General features: G+C 71.8%; 15 protein-coding genes and 1 pseudogene. 4 read left to right on the forward strand and 12 right to left on the reverse strand.

Annotated features, from left to right (window positions below; all coding sequences use genetic code 11):
• Window positions 1-25: 25 nt before the first annotated feature.
• The 7 genes from ACWGUG_RS14920 to ACWGUG_RS14950 all read right to left on the reverse strand — a co-directional run bounded on the left by ACWGUG_RS14920 (window position 26) and on the right by ACWGUG_RS14950 (window position 7471).
• Window positions 26-2947, reverse strand: a complete 2922-nt coding sequence (locus ACWGUG_RS14920) for a helix-turn-helix transcriptional regulator (protein WP_452325148.1) — start codon at window positions 2945-2947, stop codon at window positions 26-28.
• 37 nt (window positions 2948-2984) lie between these two features.
• The gene (locus tag ACWGUG_RS14925) at window positions 2985-3176 is read right to left on the reverse strand and encodes a hypothetical protein (protein WP_336398278.1); all 192 of its coding nucleotides are present in this window, start codon (window positions 3174-3176) and stop codon (window positions 2985-2987) included.
• 181 nt (window positions 3177-3357) lie between these two features.
• A complete protein-coding gene (locus tag ACWGUG_RS14930) occupies window positions 3358-4509 on the reverse strand; it encodes an AI-2E family transporter (RefSeq protein ID WP_452325149.1) in 1152 nt (383 codons plus the stop codon).
• Between the two features lie 63 nt (window positions 4510-4572).
• On the reverse strand, window positions 4573-5805 hold the full coding sequence (locus ACWGUG_RS14935; RefSeq protein ID WP_452325150.1) for an acyl-CoA dehydrogenase family protein: 1233 nt from the start codon (window positions 5803-5805) through the stop codon (window positions 4573-4575).
• Window positions 5806-5899: 94 nt separating this feature from the next.
• On the reverse strand, window positions 5900-6568 hold the full coding sequence (locus ACWGUG_RS14940) for a DUF4166 domain-containing protein (protein ID WP_452325151.1): 669 nt from the start codon (window positions 6566-6568) through the stop codon (window positions 5900-5902).
• Complete coding sequence (locus ACWGUG_RS14945; protein ID WP_452325152.1) at window positions 6565-7191, reverse strand: SRPBCC family protein; 627 nt, start codon at window positions 7189-7191, stop codon at window positions 6565-6567. Before ACWGUG_RS14945 ends, ACWGUG_RS14940 begins: the two co-directional genes overlap by 4 nt.
• Window positions 7192-7240: 49 nt before the next feature.
• Window positions 7241-7471: a YkvA family protein gene (locus ACWGUG_RS14950; protein WP_336398283.1), complete on the reverse strand. Its 231-nt coding sequence runs from the start codon at window positions 7469-7471 to the stop codon at window positions 7241-7243.
• A 104-nt stretch (window positions 7472-7575) separates the two neighbouring features.
• Here ACWGUG_RS14950 and ACWGUG_RS14955 point away from each other — a divergent pair, with 104 nt between their 5' ends.
• Window positions 7576-7917 (forward strand): DUF2834 domain-containing protein, encoded by a 342-nt coding sequence (locus ACWGUG_RS14955; RefSeq protein WP_336398284.1) that lies wholly within the window; start codon window positions 7576-7578, stop codon window positions 7915-7917.
• Between the two features lie 31 nt (window positions 7918-7948).
• On the opposite strand, the pseudogene ACWGUG_RS14960 reads toward ACWGUG_RS14955, so the two are convergent.
• From ACWGUG_RS14960 to ACWGUG_RS14980, 5 genes and pseudogenes are all read right to left on the reverse strand, one after another.
• Window positions 7949-8332 (reverse strand): annotated as a pseudogene (locus ACWGUG_RS14960) (GyrI-like domain-containing protein); the annotation flags it as partial.
• Between the two features lie 268 nt (window positions 8333-8600).
• The gene (locus tag ACWGUG_RS14965) at window positions 8601-9974 is read right to left on the reverse strand and encodes a sensor domain-containing protein (protein WP_378882210.1); all 1374 of its coding nucleotides are present in this window, start codon (window positions 9972-9974) and stop codon (window positions 8601-8603) included.
• Window positions 9971-10768, reverse strand: coding sequence for an alpha/beta fold hydrolase (locus ACWGUG_RS14970; RefSeq protein ID WP_336398287.1), 798 nt, complete (start codon window positions 10766-10768; stop codon window positions 9971-9973). The genes ACWGUG_RS14965 and ACWGUG_RS14970 overlap by 4 nt, the downstream gene beginning before the upstream one ends.
• Window positions 10769-10864: 96 nt before the next feature.
• Entirely contained in the window at window positions 10865-13585 is a 2721-nt protein-coding gene (locus ACWGUG_RS14975; RefSeq protein WP_452325153.1) for a cation-translocating P-type ATPase, read from the reverse strand.
• A gap of 61 nt (window positions 13586-13646) precedes the next feature.
• On the reverse strand, window positions 13647-14333 hold the full coding sequence (locus ACWGUG_RS14980) for a TetR family transcriptional regulator (RefSeq protein WP_378882216.1): 687 nt from the start codon (window positions 14331-14333) through the stop codon (window positions 13647-13649).
• Window positions 14334-14458: 125 nt separating this feature from the next.
• Here ACWGUG_RS14980 and ACWGUG_RS14985 point away from each other — a divergent pair, with 125 nt between their 5' ends.
• From ACWGUG_RS14985 to sucD, 3 genes are all read left to right on the forward strand, one after another.
• Complete coding sequence (locus tag ACWGUG_RS14985; protein ID WP_452325154.1) at window positions 14459-16042, forward strand: FAD-dependent oxidoreductase; 1584 nt, start codon at window positions 14459-14461, stop codon at window positions 16040-16042.
• An 84-nt stretch (window positions 16043-16126) separates the two neighbouring features.
• Window positions 16127-17293: an ADP-forming succinate--CoA ligase subunit beta gene (sucC, locus tag ACWGUG_RS14990; RefSeq protein WP_336398291.1), complete on the forward strand. Its 1167-nt coding sequence runs from the start codon at window positions 16127-16129 to the stop codon at window positions 17291-17293.
• A gap of 45 nt (window positions 17294-17338) precedes the next feature.
• Window positions 17339-18241, forward strand: a complete 903-nt coding sequence (sucD, locus tag ACWGUG_RS14995) for a succinate--CoA ligase subunit alpha (RefSeq protein ID WP_452325155.1) — start codon at window positions 17339-17341, stop codon at window positions 18239-18241.
• Window positions 18242-18295 lie beyond the last annotated feature (54 nt).

An 18295-nucleotide genomic window follows, 5' to 3' on the forward strand; every position in this document is an offset into this window, starting at 1 on the left:
CCGCTCCCCGCGGCATCCGTCCCGCTCATGCGGACGCCGAGGCCGCGGCGGAGGCGGCGTACAGTGCGGCGGCCTCGGCGCGGTTCGCGGCGCCGATCTTGGCGAGGATCGCCGACACGTGCACCGACGCGGTCTTCGGGCTGATGAAGAGCCGCTGGCCGATCTGCGGATTGGTGAGCCCCTCGGCGACCAGCTCGAGCACCTGCACCTCCCGCGGCGTCAGCGCCGCCGCCCCCTTCGTCTGCCGCGCGCCGGCGCCGGCGAGCCGGGCCTGCGCCGCCAGCTCGGCCGCCCACCGCGCGGCGCGGGCGACGCCCTGCGGCGGCGCCTCGGCGGCGACCTCGTCCAGGACGGAGGCCGCGCCCGAGCGGTCGCCGTCATCGGCGAGCGCCCACGCGAGGCGGATCCGCCCGGCCTGCCGATGCCACACCGGCAGCCCGTCGTCCCCCGGTGCGCCGGACACCTCGCGCCATGCCGCCACCCGGTCGGCCGGGGTGGCGGCGTCGCCGGCGTCGGCGAGGAGCGCCCGCACGAACTGCGCGGCCGCCTGCGCCGCGTCGTGGCGGGACCAGCCCGCCATCGCCCGCTCGAACCGGGCGCGCAGCTCCGGGGCGGCGGGCCTTCCGGCGGGCAGGCTCAGCAGTCCCGCGGTCACGAGCGCGTAGCGGCGCGCGGCGGGCGAGCCGGCCTCGCCCTCGGCGACCGCCAGCACGTCGCCGGCGGTCTCCGTCCCGCCGTCCGTCGCGTGCAGCGTCAGGGCGCGATCCGCCGCCTCGATCACCCACCACCCCTCCTTGTCGGGGTAGCGGCGCTGGGCCTCGTCGATCCGTGAGCGCTCGGCGGCCAGCAGCTCGTCGCGCTCGTCGGGGCGGTCGTCCCACGAGAGGTGGGACGCGAGCAGCCGCACGACGAACGCGCTGTCGACCGGGTTCATGAGCCGGCGGGCGCGCTGCGCGAAGCGGTGGGCCTCGGCAGGTCGGCCCGCAGCGAACAGGGCGAACGCCAGCGAGTGCGCGATCGACGCGCCCGAGCCGCGTTCGATGCCCGCCCGCGCGACGTCGTCGTAGTGCTGGGTCCCGACGACGATGGCCTCGTCGTACCGGCCCACGCGCACCAGCATGTCGGTCAGGGCGTGCCCGGCGTACGCGCGCAGCGGCGGGTCGAGCCGCAGCGTGACGGCCCGCTCGAGCGGTGCCAGCGCGCCGGGCTCGTCGTCGTCCTCGCCCGCGATGCGCCACGCCTCGACCGTCAGCGCGACGGCCAGCGCGGCGTCGTCGCCGGCCTCCTCGGCGAGGGCGATCGCCCGGTGCGCGTGGGCGGCGGCGGCCTCGCCGTGCTCGTCCAGCGCGATGTTGGTGAGCACGCGCGACAGCAGGATGCGGGCACGGGGGTCGTCGATGCCCTCCAGCAGGGCGACGGCCTTCTCGAGGTCCTCGTTGCGGCCGTGGTGTTCGAGGTTGTACGTCTCGACGAACCGCTGGCGCAGCAGTGCCGCGCGCGTGTACGGGTCGTCGGGGCAGACGGCCAGGCCCTCGTTCACCGACCGCAGCGAGCGCTCGGGGTCGCCGAGGTCGTGCCACGCCTGTGCGGCGTCGAGGTGCAGCTCGGGGAGCGTCGTGCCGGCGCGGGTCGCGGCATCCGGCACCTGATCCCACAGCTCGGTGAGACGCTCGGTGAGCTTCGCGGAGGTGGCGGGCGAGAAGCGCGAACGCGACTGCCGCAGCGCCGCGACCGTGGCATCGAACGCCGCGGTGAGGTCGCGTGCGGCGAGCCAGTGCTCCGCGACGGCCGACGCGTCGTCGGGCGAGTCGCCCCGGTGGTCGCGCAGGTGCTCGGCGTAGCGACGGTGCACCCGCACGCGCTCGCTCGGCAGCATCTCCGCCTCGACGGCCTCGCGCGTCAGCGCATGGCGGAAGGCGTAGCCGGCGCCGTCGGCGAGGATCACCCTGCTGTGGACCGCCTCGCGCACGGCGAGATCGAGCGCCGCCTCGTCCAGCGCGCACACCGCCGCGAGCACGTCGTGGTCCAGGTGCATGCCACCGGCGGCCATGGTGCGCACCGCCTGCTGCGCGTCGTCGCCGAGCCGTGCGTAGCGGGCGAGCACCAGCTCGCGCAGCGTGTCGGGAAGCGGACGGTCGCCCAGATCCACGAGCTCCTCGACGAGGAACGGGATGCCGCCGCTGCGCTCCGCCAGTGCCTCGACGAGCCGGGGGTCGAGCCGTCCGGTGAGCTGCTCGACCTGCTCGGCGACCTCGTCGGGGCTGAGCGGAGTCACCTCCACGCGCACGACCGACCGGGTGCGGTCCAGCTCCGCCAGCACCGGGCGCAGCGGATGGAACCGGTCGATGTCGTCGGAGCGGTAGGTGGCGACGATCGTGAGGCGCCGCCCGCGAAGCGTGCTGGCGAGGGTCTTCAGCAGCGCCATGGTCGCGGCATCCGCCCACTGCAGGTCCTCGAGCACGACCACGATGTGCCGCCGCTGCGACAGCCGCTCGAGCAGCACCTCGATCGCCTCGGCGAACTCGCCCGCGGGCTCATCGTGCTCGGGGGTCTCGGGTGCGATGCCGGGAACGAGCGCGGCCAGGCTCGCGATCGCCGACGCGGAGCCCGCCGCCTCGCGCAGCTCGTCGGTGCCGACCGCCGTGTGCAGGTCGCGCAGCACGCGGCGGATCGGCCCGAACGGCGCGCCGATCGGGCCGAGGTCGACGCACTGCCCGAACGCGACGACGGGGCGTTCGGTGACGGCGGCCGGCTGTCCGGCCTCGAAGGGGTCGGTCGCGACGAGCGCGAGGAACTCCTGGACGAGCCGCGTCTTGCCCACACCCGCCTCGCCGCGCACGACGACGGTGCGGGGGTGGCCGCCGGAGCCCTCGTCGAACGACTCGAGCAGGGTGGCGAGCTCGGCGTGCCGGCCGACCATGCGCGAGCTCGAGGGGAGTGCGGGCATGGTCATATCGTGGCACCTTCCCGGGCTCGGCGGCGGGTCATCGCGCGGCGACGAACGTCGAGCGCCGCACGCGCGTCGCCCCGCGGGACCACGTGGCGAGCGGACGCACGCGCGGGCGGTCCGCCGCCGGGCCGTGCTCGCGCTGCCTGCGCACGAGCTCGGCGTCGCGCGCGAGGTCGGACGCGCGGTGCCGGTCGAGGGTGTAGGCGGTGTAGGTGATGTCGTTCATGGGTCGCTCCCGTCTGCTCGCGATCCCCGGTGCGGGGTGCGGACTGCTGACAGGAACGACCTTCCTCCCTGAGGAGGGGGCGCTTCATCGGGCGGATGCCCAGTCTTGGGACGCCCGATGCCTTAGACCGCCGCGACCGGCCCCCTGAGCCGTAAGGCGGCGGAGGACGCGGAGCCGCGCGTCACCCGGCGACGGGATGCTTCGGGCGCGCCCACCGGGCCGCGAGGTTCGGACCGTCCCATACCTGCACGGCTCCCCACGCCGCCGCCGCGATCGGCACGGCCAGCACGGCGCCGACGATGCCGCCCAGCACCGTGCCGATGGTCAGGGCGACCAGGATGACGAAGGCGTGCAGCTTCATCGAGCGACCCATGAGCACCGGCTGGAGGAAGTTGCCCTCCAGCTGGTTCACCAGCACCACGACGCCGACCACGAAGAGCGCGTTGACCCAGCCGTTGGCGACGAGGGCGACGAGGGCGGCGATGATGCCGGCGAGCGTGGCACCCACGATGGGGATGAAGGCGAGGAGGAAGACCAGCACCGACAGCGGGATCGCCAGCGGCACGTCGAGGATGAGGAGGCCGATCAGGATGCCGACCGCGTCGACGAGCGCCACGAGCGCCGTGCCGCGCACGTACGAGCCGAGCACGCCCACCGTCTTGTCGCCGATGCGGTGCGCCCGCAGGTAGTTCTCGCCGCGGAACGGGCGCAGCATGAACTCCCACATCTGCGGGCCGTCCTTGAGGAAGAAGAAGAGGATCGTGACCATCAGCACGAAGCCGGTCACGAAGTTCGCCACGGCGCTCACGCCCGCGAGGGCCCCCGAGCCGAACTGCGCGCTCGTGATGAAGTCCAGGACGCCCTCGAGCCACTGGTCCAGCTGCTCCTGCGTCGGCGCGAACGGAAGCGTCCGCACCCACGCGATCACCGCCTCGATGCCGTCCACCGCCTGCGCGTACAGCTCGTCCCACTGGTCGCGGATCGCCCATACGATCAGCCAGCCGACGCCGGTGAGCAGCACCGTGACGACCAGGAGCGTGATCACCGTCGCCAGCACCGCCGGGACCCCGCGTCGCACCATCCACCGCATGACCGGTGCGAACGCGCAGGCGAGGATGAGCGCGATCACGAGCGGGATCGTGACGAGGGTGAGGAACTGCAGCGCGAAGACGATGCCCGCGACCAGCAGCACCACGACGATGATCTGGATCGAGCGGATGCCGAGCTTGCCGAAGCCGTCGGCCCACAGGCTCCACGGGGGTCGCGTCGCCTTCGGCTCCACGTCCTGCGTCTCGAGCACGACGCGCTGCGGGTCGTTGCGGAAGAGTCCCATGTGCCGAGAGTAGGCGCACAGGGCCGCGCGACCGGGTGGCTTGCGCACGAGTCCCGCAGCGGGCTAGGCGAAAGCGCTCAGGCCGGTGATGTCGCGGCCGATGAGGAGAGCCTGGATGCTCTCGGTGCCCTCGTAGGTGTGGATCGCCTCGATGTCGGCCATGTGCTGCATGACGCCGTTCTCGAGCAGGATGCCGTTGCCGCCGAGGAGGTCGCGGGCGACGGCGGCGATGCGGCGGGCGGCGCGGGTGTTGTGGTACTTCGCCAGCGACGCCTGCGTCGGGCGCAGCCGGCCGCCCTCCTCGAGGTCGGCCATCCACCGGCAGTACAGCTGCATCGCCGTGAGCTCCTCGAGCATCTGCGCGAGACGCTCCTGCACCATCTGGAACTTGGCGAGCGGCTTGCCGAACTGCACGCGCTGCTGCGAGTAGGCCAGAGCCGCCTCGTAGCAGGCGGTGGCGTGGCCGAGCGCCGACCAGGCGACGCCCGAGCGGGTGGAGTACAGCACCGTCGAGGCGTCCTTGAAGCTGCGCGTGCCCGGAAGGACCGCGTCGGCCGCCACGCGCACGCCGTCCAGGACGATGTGCGCCTGATGGATGCCGCGCAGCGACGCCTTTCCGGAGATCACGGTGCCGGTGTAGCCCGGCGTGGTCTGCTCGACCAGGAAGCAGCGGACGGCGCCGTGGAACTCGTCGCCGGGGGAGTCCACCCGCGCCCAGACGAGGGTGATCCCGCCGGAGGCCCCGTTGCCGATCCACTTCTTGGCGCCGTCGAGCACCCACTCGCCGCCGTCGGCACGGGCGACCGTCTCGAGCGACACCGAGTCCGAGCCGTGGTCGGGTTCGGTGAGTGCGAAGGATGCCGCGACCTCGCCGCGTGCCACGGGCACCAGCCACCTCGACTGCTGCTCGTCGCTGCCGAACAGGGCGAGCGTGCGAAGCGCCAGGCCGCCCTGGACGGCGAGCACCGTGCCGAGTGAGCCGTCGCCGCGGGAGATCTCCATGTTCACCAGCCCCGCCGCGAGCGGGGAGAACCGCGTGAGCGCGGGGTGGACGACGCCGTCGTTGAAGAGGTCCAGCTCGCCGGCGCGCATCGCGATGTCGAGGGGGTAGTCGCCGGTGTCCCAGGCATTCTGCATGCGGCTGCCGACCTCGTCGATGTACGCCTTGGCGCGATCCCACGCCGCGCGGTCGGCGACGGGGATGTCGGCGAAGACGGCGTAGTAGTCCGTGTCCTGGCGCGAGGTCACGTCGTAGCCGGCGACGCTCTGACCGGGGCGGGGCTGGAAATCGGTCACGGGGGACTCCTGACGCGGTTGCGACGATGCGGCGGGTGGAACTGAATACCAGCATCAATAGTACTCAGTGTCACCTCCGCCGTCGTCGGCGGCGTCAGGTGCGCGCTTCGTGGCGGCGCGGCTTGAGCCGTGCGGGGGCGTCGTGCGCCGGCATCCACTCGCACCGGAACGAGCCGCGGTACCCGAAGAGGAAGCCGAAACGGCGGTTGTGCACCTCCAGGTCCACGTGGAAGAGCCCGTCGGCGTCGTCGAAGTACTCGTGCAGGCGCGCGCGGCCGCTGAAGAGCATCGGGAAGCGGAAGGCGACAGGTCCCTCGTAGAACCGCTGCGCGTCGGAGGTGAGCACGAGCCCGCCGCGGTCGTCGACGCGCAGATCGAGATCGACCGCGAGGTGCTGGTGGGTGCCCAGGTAGTCCACGATCCTGTCGCCGTCGAGGATCATGGTGGCGTCGAATCGCCGATGACGCCGCCCGATCGTGTACTCGCGGACGAAGGTGACCGTCTCGCGCCCCAGCGGGTCGCGGTACGGGAAGTTCTCGATCGTGAACGGCACGTCGGTGCCGGAGTCGGGGACGAGGATGTTCCGAAGCCGGCCGATCTGCAGGAACGGCACCGTCCACCACGGGCCGCGACGGACCGAGGTCATGACACCGCGGCCGACGCAGGCCTCACCGGACTGCAGGCCGACGCCGAACCGGCGCTGCATCATCGGGTGCAGGCGCTCGAACTCGGCGCCGAGCGCCTCGCGGAAGATCGACGTCATCGCACGCGCTCCGGATCGGGAAGCGCCGCGAGGGATGCCGGAGCCGCGGCGAGATGGTCCGCCCGGCGCGAACCGCCCGCGGGTGCCCGGCGGCAGCGGGCGGCGCGCGGCCGGTCGCTGCGCCACCACCACAGCACGCTCCACAGCGGCCAGCGCTCGGGCGGAGTCCCGGTCTCGAGCCAGATCCGCAGCCGGTCGAAGCTCCATGCCGTCGCCCAGCCCAGGACCGGGCGGACGACGGCATCCAGCACGCCCCATCCGGGCGTGTAGTCGTAGCCGGTGATGAACACCGTGGCGCCGGGGCCGGGCACGTACCGCCAGTAGCCGCGACCGGCGCTGATGGGCGACATCCGGTCGCTCGTGTGGAACCGCAGCGCAGACGTGCGGGCGCCGCCGGCGCCGTGCCGCTCGCCGATGCTCACGCCGGTGCCGTGCACGGTGTGGAAGGGCACGCGGCGCTCGTACGTGAACGCGGTGGCCCCACCCTCGGCCGTGCCGGTCGGCGTGATGCGCGTGAAGCGCACGTCCCACCGCACGTGTTCGGCGGGGTCCTGCGTCGCGTTCCAGACGGCGTGGGGAGGGGCGGCGATCGACGTCTCCACGTAGATGCCGCTGCGACTCACACCACGACGTTACGACACGCGCATGCGCGGACGGCGCGGCGCACCGGCGCTACCGCGTGGTGAGACCGGCCCGCCAGCGGCGCTGCTCGCGGGCGAAGAGCACGGCGAAGACCGCCCACACGCCGACGTCGTCGGCGAAGCCCAGCGGGCCCAGCACGAGCTCGGGGATGAGGTCGATCGGGACGACCGTGTAGACGACGGCGGCGACGGCCGCGACCCATGTCGTCGGCGCGACACGGTGCTCGCGGCGCGTGATCGCCTTGAGGAACCTGAACCACATGCCATCCAGTGTGCGCCACGCCGGGGGGAGGAGGGCGCGGTTCGCACAACGAACTGGTCACGGCCGCGCGGGCGGTAGCATCCGGGGAAACGACCGGAGGCGTCATGAAGGCCAGCTGGACCCCGCTCGCGATCGTCTACCTCGTGCTGGCGATCATCGGCCTCGTCGGGACGTTCTTCTTCAATGCGTGGACCGTCGTCGCCGGTCGGGACTTCCTCGGCGACGTGTTCGGAGGGGGCCCGGCTGTCTCCTCGATCGGCGTCGACCTGCTCGTGGTCGCCGTCGCCGGCGCCGTGTTCATCGTCGTCGAAGCGAGGCGGCTGGGGATGAAGCGCGCGTGGCTCTACATCGTCCTGTCGCTGGTCACCGCCTTCGCGTTCACCTTCCCGCTGTTCCTCGCGATGCGAGAGCGCAGGCTGCGGTCGCCCGCGGCGGACCGGTCATGATCGCACTTCCGGTCCGCCGCGGCGTGCGCGGCTAATCGCGCTCGACGGGCAGCCACAGCTCGCAGGTCGCGGTGCTGAAGTCGTCCGCGCGATCGAGCACGGCGACGATCGATGGTCCGGGCCGCAGTCGCCATGGGTTCGACGGGAACCAGTCGGTCGCCGTCGCGGCCCACGCCGCCTGCAGCGCCGACGGGTACGGGCCCTCGCTGCGGAAGACCGCCCAGGTGCCCGCCGGCACCTCGATCGCGTCGAGGTCGTCGGGAGCCGGGGTGTCGTGGCCGACCGCGACGCCGTGCAGGTAGGTCAGCTCGCTGCCCTCGGCGTAGTCCGGGTCGACGTCGGCGCTCACCTGGAGCAGTCCGTGCGGCTCGATGTCGCTCAGCTCCTTCAGCCGGGCGTGCTCGGCGGCCGGGAGCCCGTTGTCGTCGACGTACTCCACGACGCGGTTCAGGATCGCGATCACGGTTCCTCCTTCGACATCCAGCCTTCCGGTCGACGCGCGCCCGCACCCGATCATCCCGGTCCGATCCGATCGGGTCACCCCTGGTCTCGTTCTGCATACACCACGTTTCGGTCGACACACCACGGCGGGGCGTGGCGTCTCGTCGCGGATGCGGTGTTCACCCGCTCCGGCCGTCGGCATGCACCACGTTGCCCGCGAGACACCGCGGGCGGAGCGGGGGTCAGTCGACGGCGGCGAGGGTGAGGCGGTTCTTGCCGGCGCGCTTGGAGCTGTACATCGCGGCATCCGCTCTCACCAGCAGCTGCTGCGCGTCGGGACGCTCGTCGATCCCGGGCAGGTACAGGGAGATGCCGAGGCTCACGGACGCCGAGACCACGCCGCCCGCGACGGTGATGGGCGCGCGGGTGACGGAGAGGATCCGCTCGGCGATCGCCTCGGCCGCCAGCGCGTCGGCCCCCGGGCAGATCGCGACGAACTCGTCGCCGCCGATGCGCCCGACCAGGTCACCGGTGCGCACGGATGCCGTCAGCCGGGTGGCGATCTCGAGCAGCACCATGTCGCCGGACGCGTGGCCGAAGGCGTCGTTGATGCTCTTGAAGTCGTCGACGTCCAGGAAGAGGACGGCGAGCGGCTCCCCCGAGGCGGTGGACGCCTCGATCTCGTCATCCAGGCTCAGCTGCAGCAGCTGGCGGTTGGCGACGCCGGTGAGCTGGTCGTGGAGGGCCAGGAACGCCAGGCGGCGCTGCAGCCGCACACGCGTGAGGGTCTGGGATGCCTGCCGCCCGAGCGCCTGCTGCAGCTCGAAGTACTGCGCGTCGAAGTCGGTGCGCCGTGCGAAGAAGCACGCGAGATTGCCGAGCCGCCGGCCCTCGGCGAGCAGCGGGGTGACGGTGATCGACGACAGGCGCTCGGCGCGCATCGCCGTGGCGAGCTCGGGGTGCACGTCGTCGATGTCGTCGGCGTTGACGACGGTCACCTCGGGGGTGTTGCGCAGCGACGGGATGGGGGCGACCTTGCCCGCGAGCGGATTCGTGCCGCCCCTGAGCACGAGTTCGCCGTCGTCCTCCCGGAGGTAGACGGCGGCCTCGCGCGCGGCGAACGCATCGCGCGCGGCGGCGGCGAACGACTCGGCGACCTCGTCGTCGGTGGCGCTGACGTCGAAGCTGCTGGAGACGTCCTGCAGGACGCGCACCCGCTGCTCCGAGGTCTCGGCGGTCCGCCGTGCGGCCAGGAGCTCCCGCTCGTACTGCGCGCGTTCGGTGGCCTTGAAGATCGCCATGCGGACGAGGCCGGTTTCGTCGTCGCGCACCGCGTTGACCAGCGTCGGCAGCGGCGTCCCGTCGGCCGCGACGAGGGTCAGGGCGACCTCCTCCACCGCGCCCACGAGGTGCATCAGCGGGGTGTGGCGGGTCTCGTAGAAGATGCGGCTCCCCCCGTCGAGCAGCGACGCGAACGGCCGGCCCACGACGTCCTCCCGCGCGCGGGCGGTCCACGCCAGGAAGGTGTCGTTCGCCTCGACGACGTCCCCGCCCGGCGTGGTCGCGACCAGCCCGCACGGCGCGAGCTGGAACCAGCCTCGATCGTGCAGGCTCATGCGACGAACGCGAGGATCTGGTCTGCCACCTCGTCGGGCGCGGAGAGGTTGGGCACGTGGCCGGTCGCGTTCAGCAGCGTGAAGCGGCTCTCCTTGATGGCGGCGTGCACATAGCGGCCGACCTCCTCGGGCGCGATGGCGTCGTCACGACATTGCAGCACCAGGGTCGGCACGGAGACGAGCGGAAGGTCGGCCCGGTTGTCGGAGAGGAATGTCACGCGCGCGAAGTGCCGGGCGATCGTCGGGTCGATGCTGCAGAAGCTGTCGGTGAGGCGCTCGCCGAGGGCGGGGCGATCGGGGTTGGCCACGATCGCCGGCGCGATGACCCGCGACCACCCGAGGTAGTTCGCGTCGAGGGCGTCCATCATCGCGTCGATGTCGCTGCGCCGGAAGCCGCCTCGATAGCCGTTCTCGTCGGTGTACCGCGGCGAGGGGGAGACGAGCACGAGCGCCTTGAAGCGGGACGGATCGCGGTTGGCGGCCAGCACGCCGATCATCGCGCTCACCGAGTGGCCGACGAAGACGACGTCCGTCGCGTCGAGCGCCTCCAGGATCTCGAGCACGTCCGTCGCGTACCCGTCGAGCGAGTCGTACTTGCTGGGGACGTACGCGGACGAGTCCGAGCCGCCTGCGCCGACGTGGTCAAACAGGACGACGCGGTGGCCGGCCTCGAACCGGGGTGCGACCAGGTTCCACGCTTCCTGGCTGCAGCCGAAGCCGTGGGCGAACATCACCATCGGGCGACCGGGTTCGCCCGTGACCCTCACATTGTTTCGGCGCAGCGCGTCGGTCATGGCGTTCCTATCCTCGGCGCAGGGGGACGCCTCAAGTGATCGTATGCGACGGCGCCGACGCCGGCGCCCACGGGCCCGCGCCGCCGCCCGTGCCCGTCATGCGACCGCCGCCCGGCGGCGGAGGCGGCTGCGCCGGATCCACTTCTCCAGCTCGATCAGCACGGGCACCAGCAGCGCCAGCCCGAGTGCCGTGAGCCACTCGTCGCCCGACAGGCTCGTCGTTCCGATGAGCCGCTGCATGAAGCCGACCTCGACGGCCGCCACCGTGAGCACGAGCGGGATGGAGAGCCACTTCACCGCGATGAGGATGGGCGGCGCGAGGCCGGACTCGGGATCGCGGCGCATCACCAGGCCGCCGAAGATCGAGCCGAGGGCGCACACGACGAATGCCATGGTCACGGGCACGTTCGGCTGGGTGGAGCTGAGCTGGTCGGGGTAGATCAGCAGCGGGATCAGCGTCGTGAGGAAGATGAGGCCGCCGTAGATGAACCACAGCGTCACCGCCGCGGGATTGGCGATGGTCTTCTTCGGGTCGCGCGGCGGCTTGAGCATGATGCCCTCGGGAGCCGGGTCGAGGAGGATCACGATGACGGGGAAGATCGCCACGAAGAAGTTCAGGAACAGCACCATGATGGGCGTCAGCGGCACGCCGTCGTTGATGCCGAAGATGCTCGCCACGAGGAACAGCAGCACGAGCGAGAACAGCTGCGACATCTGGAACCGGACGTAGCTGACGATCTTCTCGTAGATCGAGCGCCCGAGGCGGACGGCCGTGACGAGGGTCCCGAAGTTGTCGTCGACGAGGATCATCTTCCCCGCCTGCTTGGTCACGTCGCTTCCCGACCCCATGGCGACGCCGATGTCGGCCTGCTTGAGCGCGGCGGCGTCGTTCACGGCGTCGCCGGTCATCGCGACGACGGCGCCCTGCTCCTGCATGAGGCGGGCCAGGCGCAGCTTGTCCTCGGGCGTGACCCGGCCGAACATGTGGAGTCGGGGGAGGGCGGCCTTGAGCTCGTCGTCGCTCATCGCCTGGATCTCGGCGCCGCTGGCGGCGCCCTCGCCGAGACCGAGCTTGGAGCCGATCGCGGCGGCCGTGATCGCGTGGTCGCCGGTGATCATGCGCACCTCGATGCCCGCCTCCCGGGCGATCCGCACCGCCTCCTTCGACGACGGGCGCAGCGGGTCGATGATCCCGACCAGCCCGACGAAGATGAGGTCGGACACGGCCGCCATCGGATCCTCCGCCACCGCCGCGTCCGGCGCGTAGCGTCGGAACGCGAAGGCCAGCACGCGCAGCCCCTGCTCGGAGAGCGAGCGGTTGGCTTCCAGGATCTGCTCGCGGCGGTCGGCGATCGGCACGACGCCGTCCATGGTCGCCACCGCGCTGCAGCGGTCCAGCACGACGTCGGGGCCGCCCTTGACGTAGCCGACGAGCGTCTCGGTGCCCTCCACCGGGATGCGGTGGAAGGTCGCCATGAACTTGTACGCCGAGTCGAACGGCACCTCGGCCACCCGCGGGAACTTCGCGCGCGTGAGCTCCGCCTCGGCGCCCAGCTTCGCCGCCAGCACCACCAGGGCGGCCTCGGTCGGGTCGCCGATGACCGCGCCGTCGTCCGACACGGTGGCGTCGCTGCAGAGCGTGAGCCCGAGGGCGAGCTGGGTGAACTGCGGCACGGGGAGTCCGGCGGCGTGGCGGACCTCGCCGGTCTTCTCGTAGCCGGAGCCCGCCACCGTGAACCACTCGCCGCGGTAGTACAGCGACTCCACCGTCATCTCGTTCATGGTGAGCGTGCCGGTCTTGTCGGAATTGATGGCGCTCGTCGCGCCGAGCGTCTCGACGTCGGTGAGGTTCTTGACCACCGCCTTGTGCTCCGCGAGCTGGCGGGACCCGTACGAGAGCATCGCCTGCACGAACGACGGCATGCCCGTCGGGATCGCCGAGATCGCCATCGAGATGCCGAGCAGGATCACCGAGGCGATCTCCTGCCCGCGCAGCAGGCCCGTCACGATGATGACGGCGACGGCCCCCCATGCGATCCAGCCGAGCACGCCGGTGAGCGAGTCGAGCTCACGCTGCAGGGGCGACTTGGCGGGCTTGACGGACGAGAGCATCGACGCGATGCGACCCATCTGCGTCTGCATGCCGGTGTCGGTGACGACGATCGCCGCCGTGCCGCGGGTGACCTGGGTGTTCTGGAAGACCATGTCGGTGCGGTCGCCCAGTGTGGTCTCGGGATCGGCGAGGGTCGAGGCATCCTTCGCGATCGGCGCGCTCTCGCCAGTGAGCGCCGCCTCCTGCGTCTCGAGCGTCGCCGACCGGAGGATCCGCCCGTCGGCGGGGACCAGGTCGCCCGCCTCGAGGTTCACGATGTCGCCGGGGACGAGGGTCGTCGCGTCCAGCTGGACCAGCGTGCCGTCGCGGACGACCTTCGCCTGCGGGATCTGCATCTTCGACAGCGCGTCGACGGATGCCTTCGCCTTCATCTCCTGCCGCGTGCCGAGCACGATGTTGAGCACGACGAGGGCACCGACGAGGATTCCGACGCTCACCTGGTTGATGAAGAGGCTGATGATCGCGACGGCCACCAGCATGATGTTCATGGGGTCGGCCAGCTGCTGCAGCGCCACCTGCCATGTCGACGGGGGCTTCTCGGCGGCGATCGAGTTGGGGCCGTGCTCCGCCAGCCGCTGCGCGGCGTCGGCGGAGGTCAGTCCGCGCTCGCGGTCGCTGCGCAGGGCGGCGACGACGGCGTCGGGATCCTGGGCGAACCAGGGGGCGGGCGTTGCCGTGTCTTGCGAGGCGTCCACGGTGCTCATGGCTTGAACATACAGCGGGGGATCCCCCGCGGAACAGGAAAATTCCTCTTCCCCGGGCGGGTCAGGCGTCGAGCTGCTCGCGGAGTCTGCGGGTGAGCTCCGCGGTCGGCGTGCCCCGGCGGAACACCGCGACGACCACGTCGTCGGCGGCCGCATCCGACTCGCCGTCCGGAAGGACGCCGAACCGGCGGCGCGCGTCGTCGAGCGCCGCGCGCAGCACCGAGACCGGGACCTTCTTCGGCCCGCGGATCAGGCGCCGGAGCACGTGGTTGTGCACCGCGGTAACGAGCGCGGCGAATCCCACGGCGTCGAGGGGGTCGAGCCCCGGCAGCGACGCGCGCAGGTACTCGTCGAAGAGCCGCTCGTAGCGGAAGACGGTCACGATCTCGCGGTCCCGCAGCGCCGGCACGCCGCGCACCACCGCGTAGCGGCGGCGGGCGAGCTCGGGGTCGGCGGCGAAGTGGGAGTAGACGAGGACGGATGCCTCGCACACCGCGGCCCACGGGTCGCGGTGCGCCTGCCCCAGGAATTCCCGCAGGCGGTCGAGCAGCACCTCGTGGTCGGTGAACACCACGTCGTCCTTGCCGCCGAACTGCCGGAAGAAGGTCGATCGCGACACCCCGGCCGCCTGGGCGATCTGCTCCACGGAGGTCTGGTCGAAGCCCTGCTCGTCGAAGAGCTCCAGCGCGGCGGCCACCACGGCCGCGCGCGAAGCGGCCTGAGCGGCGGAGGCGGCGGTGTCGGACATCTCGGGGAGAGCCTAGTCCGTGCGTTCCGCGCCCGCCGCGACGCTCCGCCGCGCGCCGAGGACGCACGGACCCGCCGCTGTCAACGGGGCTCGACGCGGCGTCGATCGTGCACTTCACTTGCTCCATGACGCCGATCTGGAAGCGGGGGGCGCCACGGGTCGCCGGAACCCCCTTCGAACCGGGACGACACCGCGACGTGGTGGTCGTCGGCGCGGGGCTGACGGGCCTGGCGACCGCCCTGATGCTGGTGCGCCAGGGGCGCGAGGTCGCCGTGATCGAGGCGGGTGAGGTCGGGGAGCTCGCGTCCGGTGCGAATACCGGCAAGCTCACCGTGCTGCAGGGGTCGGTGCTGTCCGCGCTGCGCCGCCACCATTCCGCGCGCCTGGCCCGCGCCTACGTCGACGCCAACCTCGACGGCGCCCGATGGCTGACCGCGACCGCCGACGAGCTCGGCGTGCCGTACTCCCGCCGCGCCGCCTACTCGTACGCCCAGACGCCCGAGGGCGTGCACCGGGTGGACGCGGAGCTCGAGGCGGCACTCGACGCCGGACTGCCGGCGCGACGCGTCGAGCCGGACCAGCTCGCGCAGTCGCCGTTCCCGATCCTCGGCGCGGTGGCACTGGACTCCCAGGTGGCGATCGACCCGTACCGGCTCCTCGTCGCGCTCGCCGAGGCCTTCGTCCGCGAGGGCGGGACGCTGCACACCGGCGTGCGCGTCACATGCGCGCACGTCGTCCCGCGCGCGGCCGTCGACACGACCGCCGGCTACGCCGAGGCCGATCACGTCGTGCTCGCGACCGCCACGCCCATCGTCGATCGCGGACTGTACTTCGCCAAGGTGCGCGGGCTTCGCTCCTCGTGCGTGGCGTTCGCGACGGACGGGCCGCTTCCCGAGGGGCTGTACGTCACGGTCGACGGCGAGACGAAGTCGGTCAGATCCATCACGGCCGAGGACGGGCCCGCCGACCAGGCGCAGCTCGTCGTCGGGGGCAACGGGTTCCCCACCGGACGCTCGTCCTCGCCGCGCACGCGGATCGACGCGCTCGTGACGTGGACCCAGCGCCACTTCCCCGGGGCGGAGCCGGTCGCGGCGTGGTCCGCGCAGGACTACGAGTCGCACAACCTCGTGCCGTTCGTCGGGGCGATGCCCCGGTCCCTCGGACGAATCCGGTTCGCCACCGGCTACGCGAAGTGGGGCCTGTCCAACGCGCCCGCCGCCGCGCTGCGCCTGGCCGCCGAGATCGACCGGGTGCCCCGGCGAGATCGTCCGGACTGGATGAACGTCCTCTCGACGCGCTTCACCGTCCCGGCCGACCTCGCACGCGGCGGCGTGCAGAATCTGCGGGTCGGCTGGGAGGCGACATCCGGCTGGATCGGCGCCCAGAGCGTTCCCACGCCGGTGCGTCGCCCCGCCGAGGGGTGCGGCGTCGTCGCGAGCCGTGCAGGACAGCCTGTCGGCATCTCGACGGTCGGCGGGCGCACCAGGGCGGTGAGCGCCGTCTGCACCCACATGGGCGGCGTCCTGCGGTGGAACGACGCAGAGTGCACGTGGGACTGTCCGCTGCACGCGTCCCGGTTCACCGCGGAAGGGCGCCGCCTGGAGGGCCCTGCGCTGCACGATCTGTCCGGACTGCCGCGGGTGCCGGGCGAGGAGGTCGAGGAACCGCCCGGCGCGTCGCTGCGGTCAGAACCGGACGACGACCGGTAGTAGGCTGGGGCACTGGTCGATATCTCGACATCAAGACGCTTTCCCCGCGTCATCCCGCCCGTTCGCCCCAGCGAAGGAATCACTGTGGATCTGTACGAGTACCAGGCACGAGACCTTTTCGAGAAGTACGAGGTGCCGGTGCTCCCGGGCATCGTCGCCGACACCCCCGAGGAGGCGAAGGCAGCGGCCGAGAAGCTCGGCGGCGGCGTCGTCGTCGTGAAGGCCCAGGTCAAGACGGGCGGCCGCGGGAAGGCGGGCGGCGTCAAGGTCGCCAAGAGCCCCGACGAGGCCTACGAGGCGGCCAAGGCCATCCTCGGCCTCGACATCAAGGGCCACGTCGTCAAGCGGGTCATGGTCGCCGCGGGCGCCCGCATCGCCGAGGAGTACTACTTCTCGGTGCTGCTGGACCGCGCCAACCGCTCCTACCTGTCGCTCGCCTCCGTCGAGGGCGGCATGGAGATCGAGCAGCTCGCGGTCGAGAAGCCCGAGGCGCTCGCCCGCATCGACGTCAACCCGGGCACGGGCATCGACAAGGCCAAGGCCGTCGAGATCGCCGAGGCCGCCGGCTTCGACGCGGGCCTCGTCGACAAGGTGAGCGACGTCTTCGTCAAGCTCTACAACGTCTACAAGGGCGAGGACGCCACCCTCGTCGAGGTCAACCCGCTCATCCTGTCGGAGGACGGCGAGGTCATCGCCCTCGACGGCAAGGTGACGCTCGACGACAACGCCGAGTTCCGTCACGCCGCGCACGCGCTCCTCGAGGACAAGGCCGCCGCCGACCCGCTGGAGGCCAAGGCCAAGGAGAACGACCTCAACTACGTCAAGCTCGACGGCGAGGTCGGCATCATCGGCAACGGCGCGGGCCTGGTCATGTCGACCCTCGACGTGGTCGCGTACGCCGGTGAGAACCACGGCGGGGTCAAGCCCGCCAACTTCCTCGACATCGGCGGCGGCGCCTCGGCCGAGGTCATGGCCGCGGGCCTGGACGTCATCCTCGGCGACCCGCAGGTCAAGTCGGTGTTCGTGAACGTCTTCGGCGGCATCACGGCGTGCGACGCCGTCGCCAAGGGCATCGTCGGTGCGCTCGCGGAGCTCGGCGCCACCGCGTCGAAGCCCCTCGTGGTGCGCCTGGACGGCAACCGCGTCGAGGAGGGCCGCAAGATCCTCCAGGATGCCAACCACCCGCTGGTGACCCTGGCCGCCACGATGGACGAGGGCGCCGACAAGGCCGCCGAGCTCGCCAACGCCTGACCGCCGCTTCGACAAGCTCAGCGACCCACATAAGGAACAACAGACATGTCGATCTTTCTTGACAAGGACTCCAAGGTCATCGTCCAGGGCATCACCGGCGGCGAGGGCACCAAGCACACCGCGCTCATGCTCAAGGCCGGCACCAATGTCGTCGGCGGCGTGAACGCACGCAAGGCCGGCACCACGGTGCTGCACAAGGACAAGGACGGCAGCAGCGTCGAGCTGCCGGTGTTCGGCTCGGTGGCCGAGGCCATCGAGAAGACCGGTGCGGACGTCTCGATCGCGTTCGTCCCCGCCGCGTTCACGAAGGCCGCGATGATCGAGGCGATCGACGCCGAGATCCCGCTGCTGGTCGTCATCACCGAGGGCGTCCCCGTCGGCGACTCGGCCGAGGCGTGGGCGTACGCGTCGGCCAAGGGCAACAAGACCCGCATCATCGGCCCCAACTGCCCGGGCATCATCACGCCTGACGAGTCGCTCGTGGGCATCACGCCCGCCAACATCACCGGCAAGGGACCGATCGGCCTGGTCTCGAAGTCGGGCACGCTCACGTACCAGATGATGTTCGAGCTGCGCGACATCGGCTTCTCCACCGCCATCGGCATCGGCGGCGACCCGATCATCGGCACCACCCACATCGACGCGCTCGAGGCGTTCGAGGCCGACCCCGAGACCAAGGCGATCGTCATGATCGGCGAGATCGGCGGCGACGCCGAGGAGCGCGCGGCCGACTTCATCAAGGCCAACGTCACCAAGCCGGTCGTCGGCTACGTCGCCGGCTTCACCGCCCCCGAGGGCAAGACGATGGGCCACGCCGGCGCCATCGTGTCGGGTTCGGCCGGCACCGCGCAGGCGAAGAAGGAGGCCCTCGAGGCCGCCGGCGTCAAGGTCGGCAAGACGCCGTCCGAGACCGCCGAGCTCATGCGCGAGATCATCGAGTCGCTCTAAGGGGTACAGCTCGACAAGCGATGGCGGATGCCGCGACCCCGGGTCGCGGCATCC

This window comes from Microbacterium sp. NPDC055455 (assembly GCF_053619935.1).

Coding starts and splice junctions, on each gene's coding strand:
- sucD (WP_452325155.1), top strand. CDS start 17,339: ATGTCGATCTTTCTTGACAAGGACTCCAAGGTCATCGTCCAGGGCATC.
- ACWGUG_RS14965 (WP_378882210.1), bottom strand. CDS start 9,974: ATGAGCCTGCACGATCGAGGCTGGTTCCAGCTCGCGCCGTGCGGGCTG.
- ACWGUG_RS14925 (WP_336398278.1), bottom strand. CDS start 3,176: ATGAACGACATCACCTACACCGCCTACACCCTCGACCGGCACCGCGCG.
- ACWGUG_RS14955 (WP_336398284.1), top strand. CDS start 7,576: ATGAAGGCCAGCTGGACCCCGCTCGCGATCGTCTACCTCGTGCTGGCG.
- ACWGUG_RS14920 (WP_452325148.1), bottom strand. CDS start 2,947: ATGCCCGCACTCCCCTCGAGCTCGCGCATGGTCGGCCGGCACGCCGAG.
- ACWGUG_RS14975 (WP_452325153.1), bottom strand. CDS start 13,585: ATGAGCACCGTGGACGCCTCGCAAGACACGGCAACGCCCGCCCCCTGG.
- ACWGUG_RS14970 (WP_336398287.1), bottom strand. CDS start 10,768: ATGACCGACGCGCTGCGCCGAAACAATGTGAGGGTCACGGGCGAACCC.
- ACWGUG_RS14985 (WP_452325154.1), top strand. CDS start 14,459: ATGACGCCGATCTGGAAGCGGGGGGCGCCACGGGTCGCCGGAACCCCC.
- ACWGUG_RS14980 (WP_378882216.1), bottom strand. CDS start 14,333: ATGTCCGACACCGCCGCCTCCGCCGCTCAGGCCGCTTCGCGCGCGGCC.
- ACWGUG_RS14930 (WP_452325149.1), bottom strand. CDS start 4,509: ATGGGACTCTTCCGCAACGACCCGCAGCGCGTCGTGCTCGAGACGCAG.
- ACWGUG_RS14950 (WP_336398283.1), bottom strand. CDS start 7,471: ATGTGGTTCAGGTTCCTCAAGGCGATCACGCGCCGCGAGCACCGTGTC.
- ACWGUG_RS14940 (WP_452325151.1), bottom strand. CDS start 6,568: ATGACGTCGATCTTCCGCGAGGCGCTCGGCGCCGAGTTCGAGCGCCTG.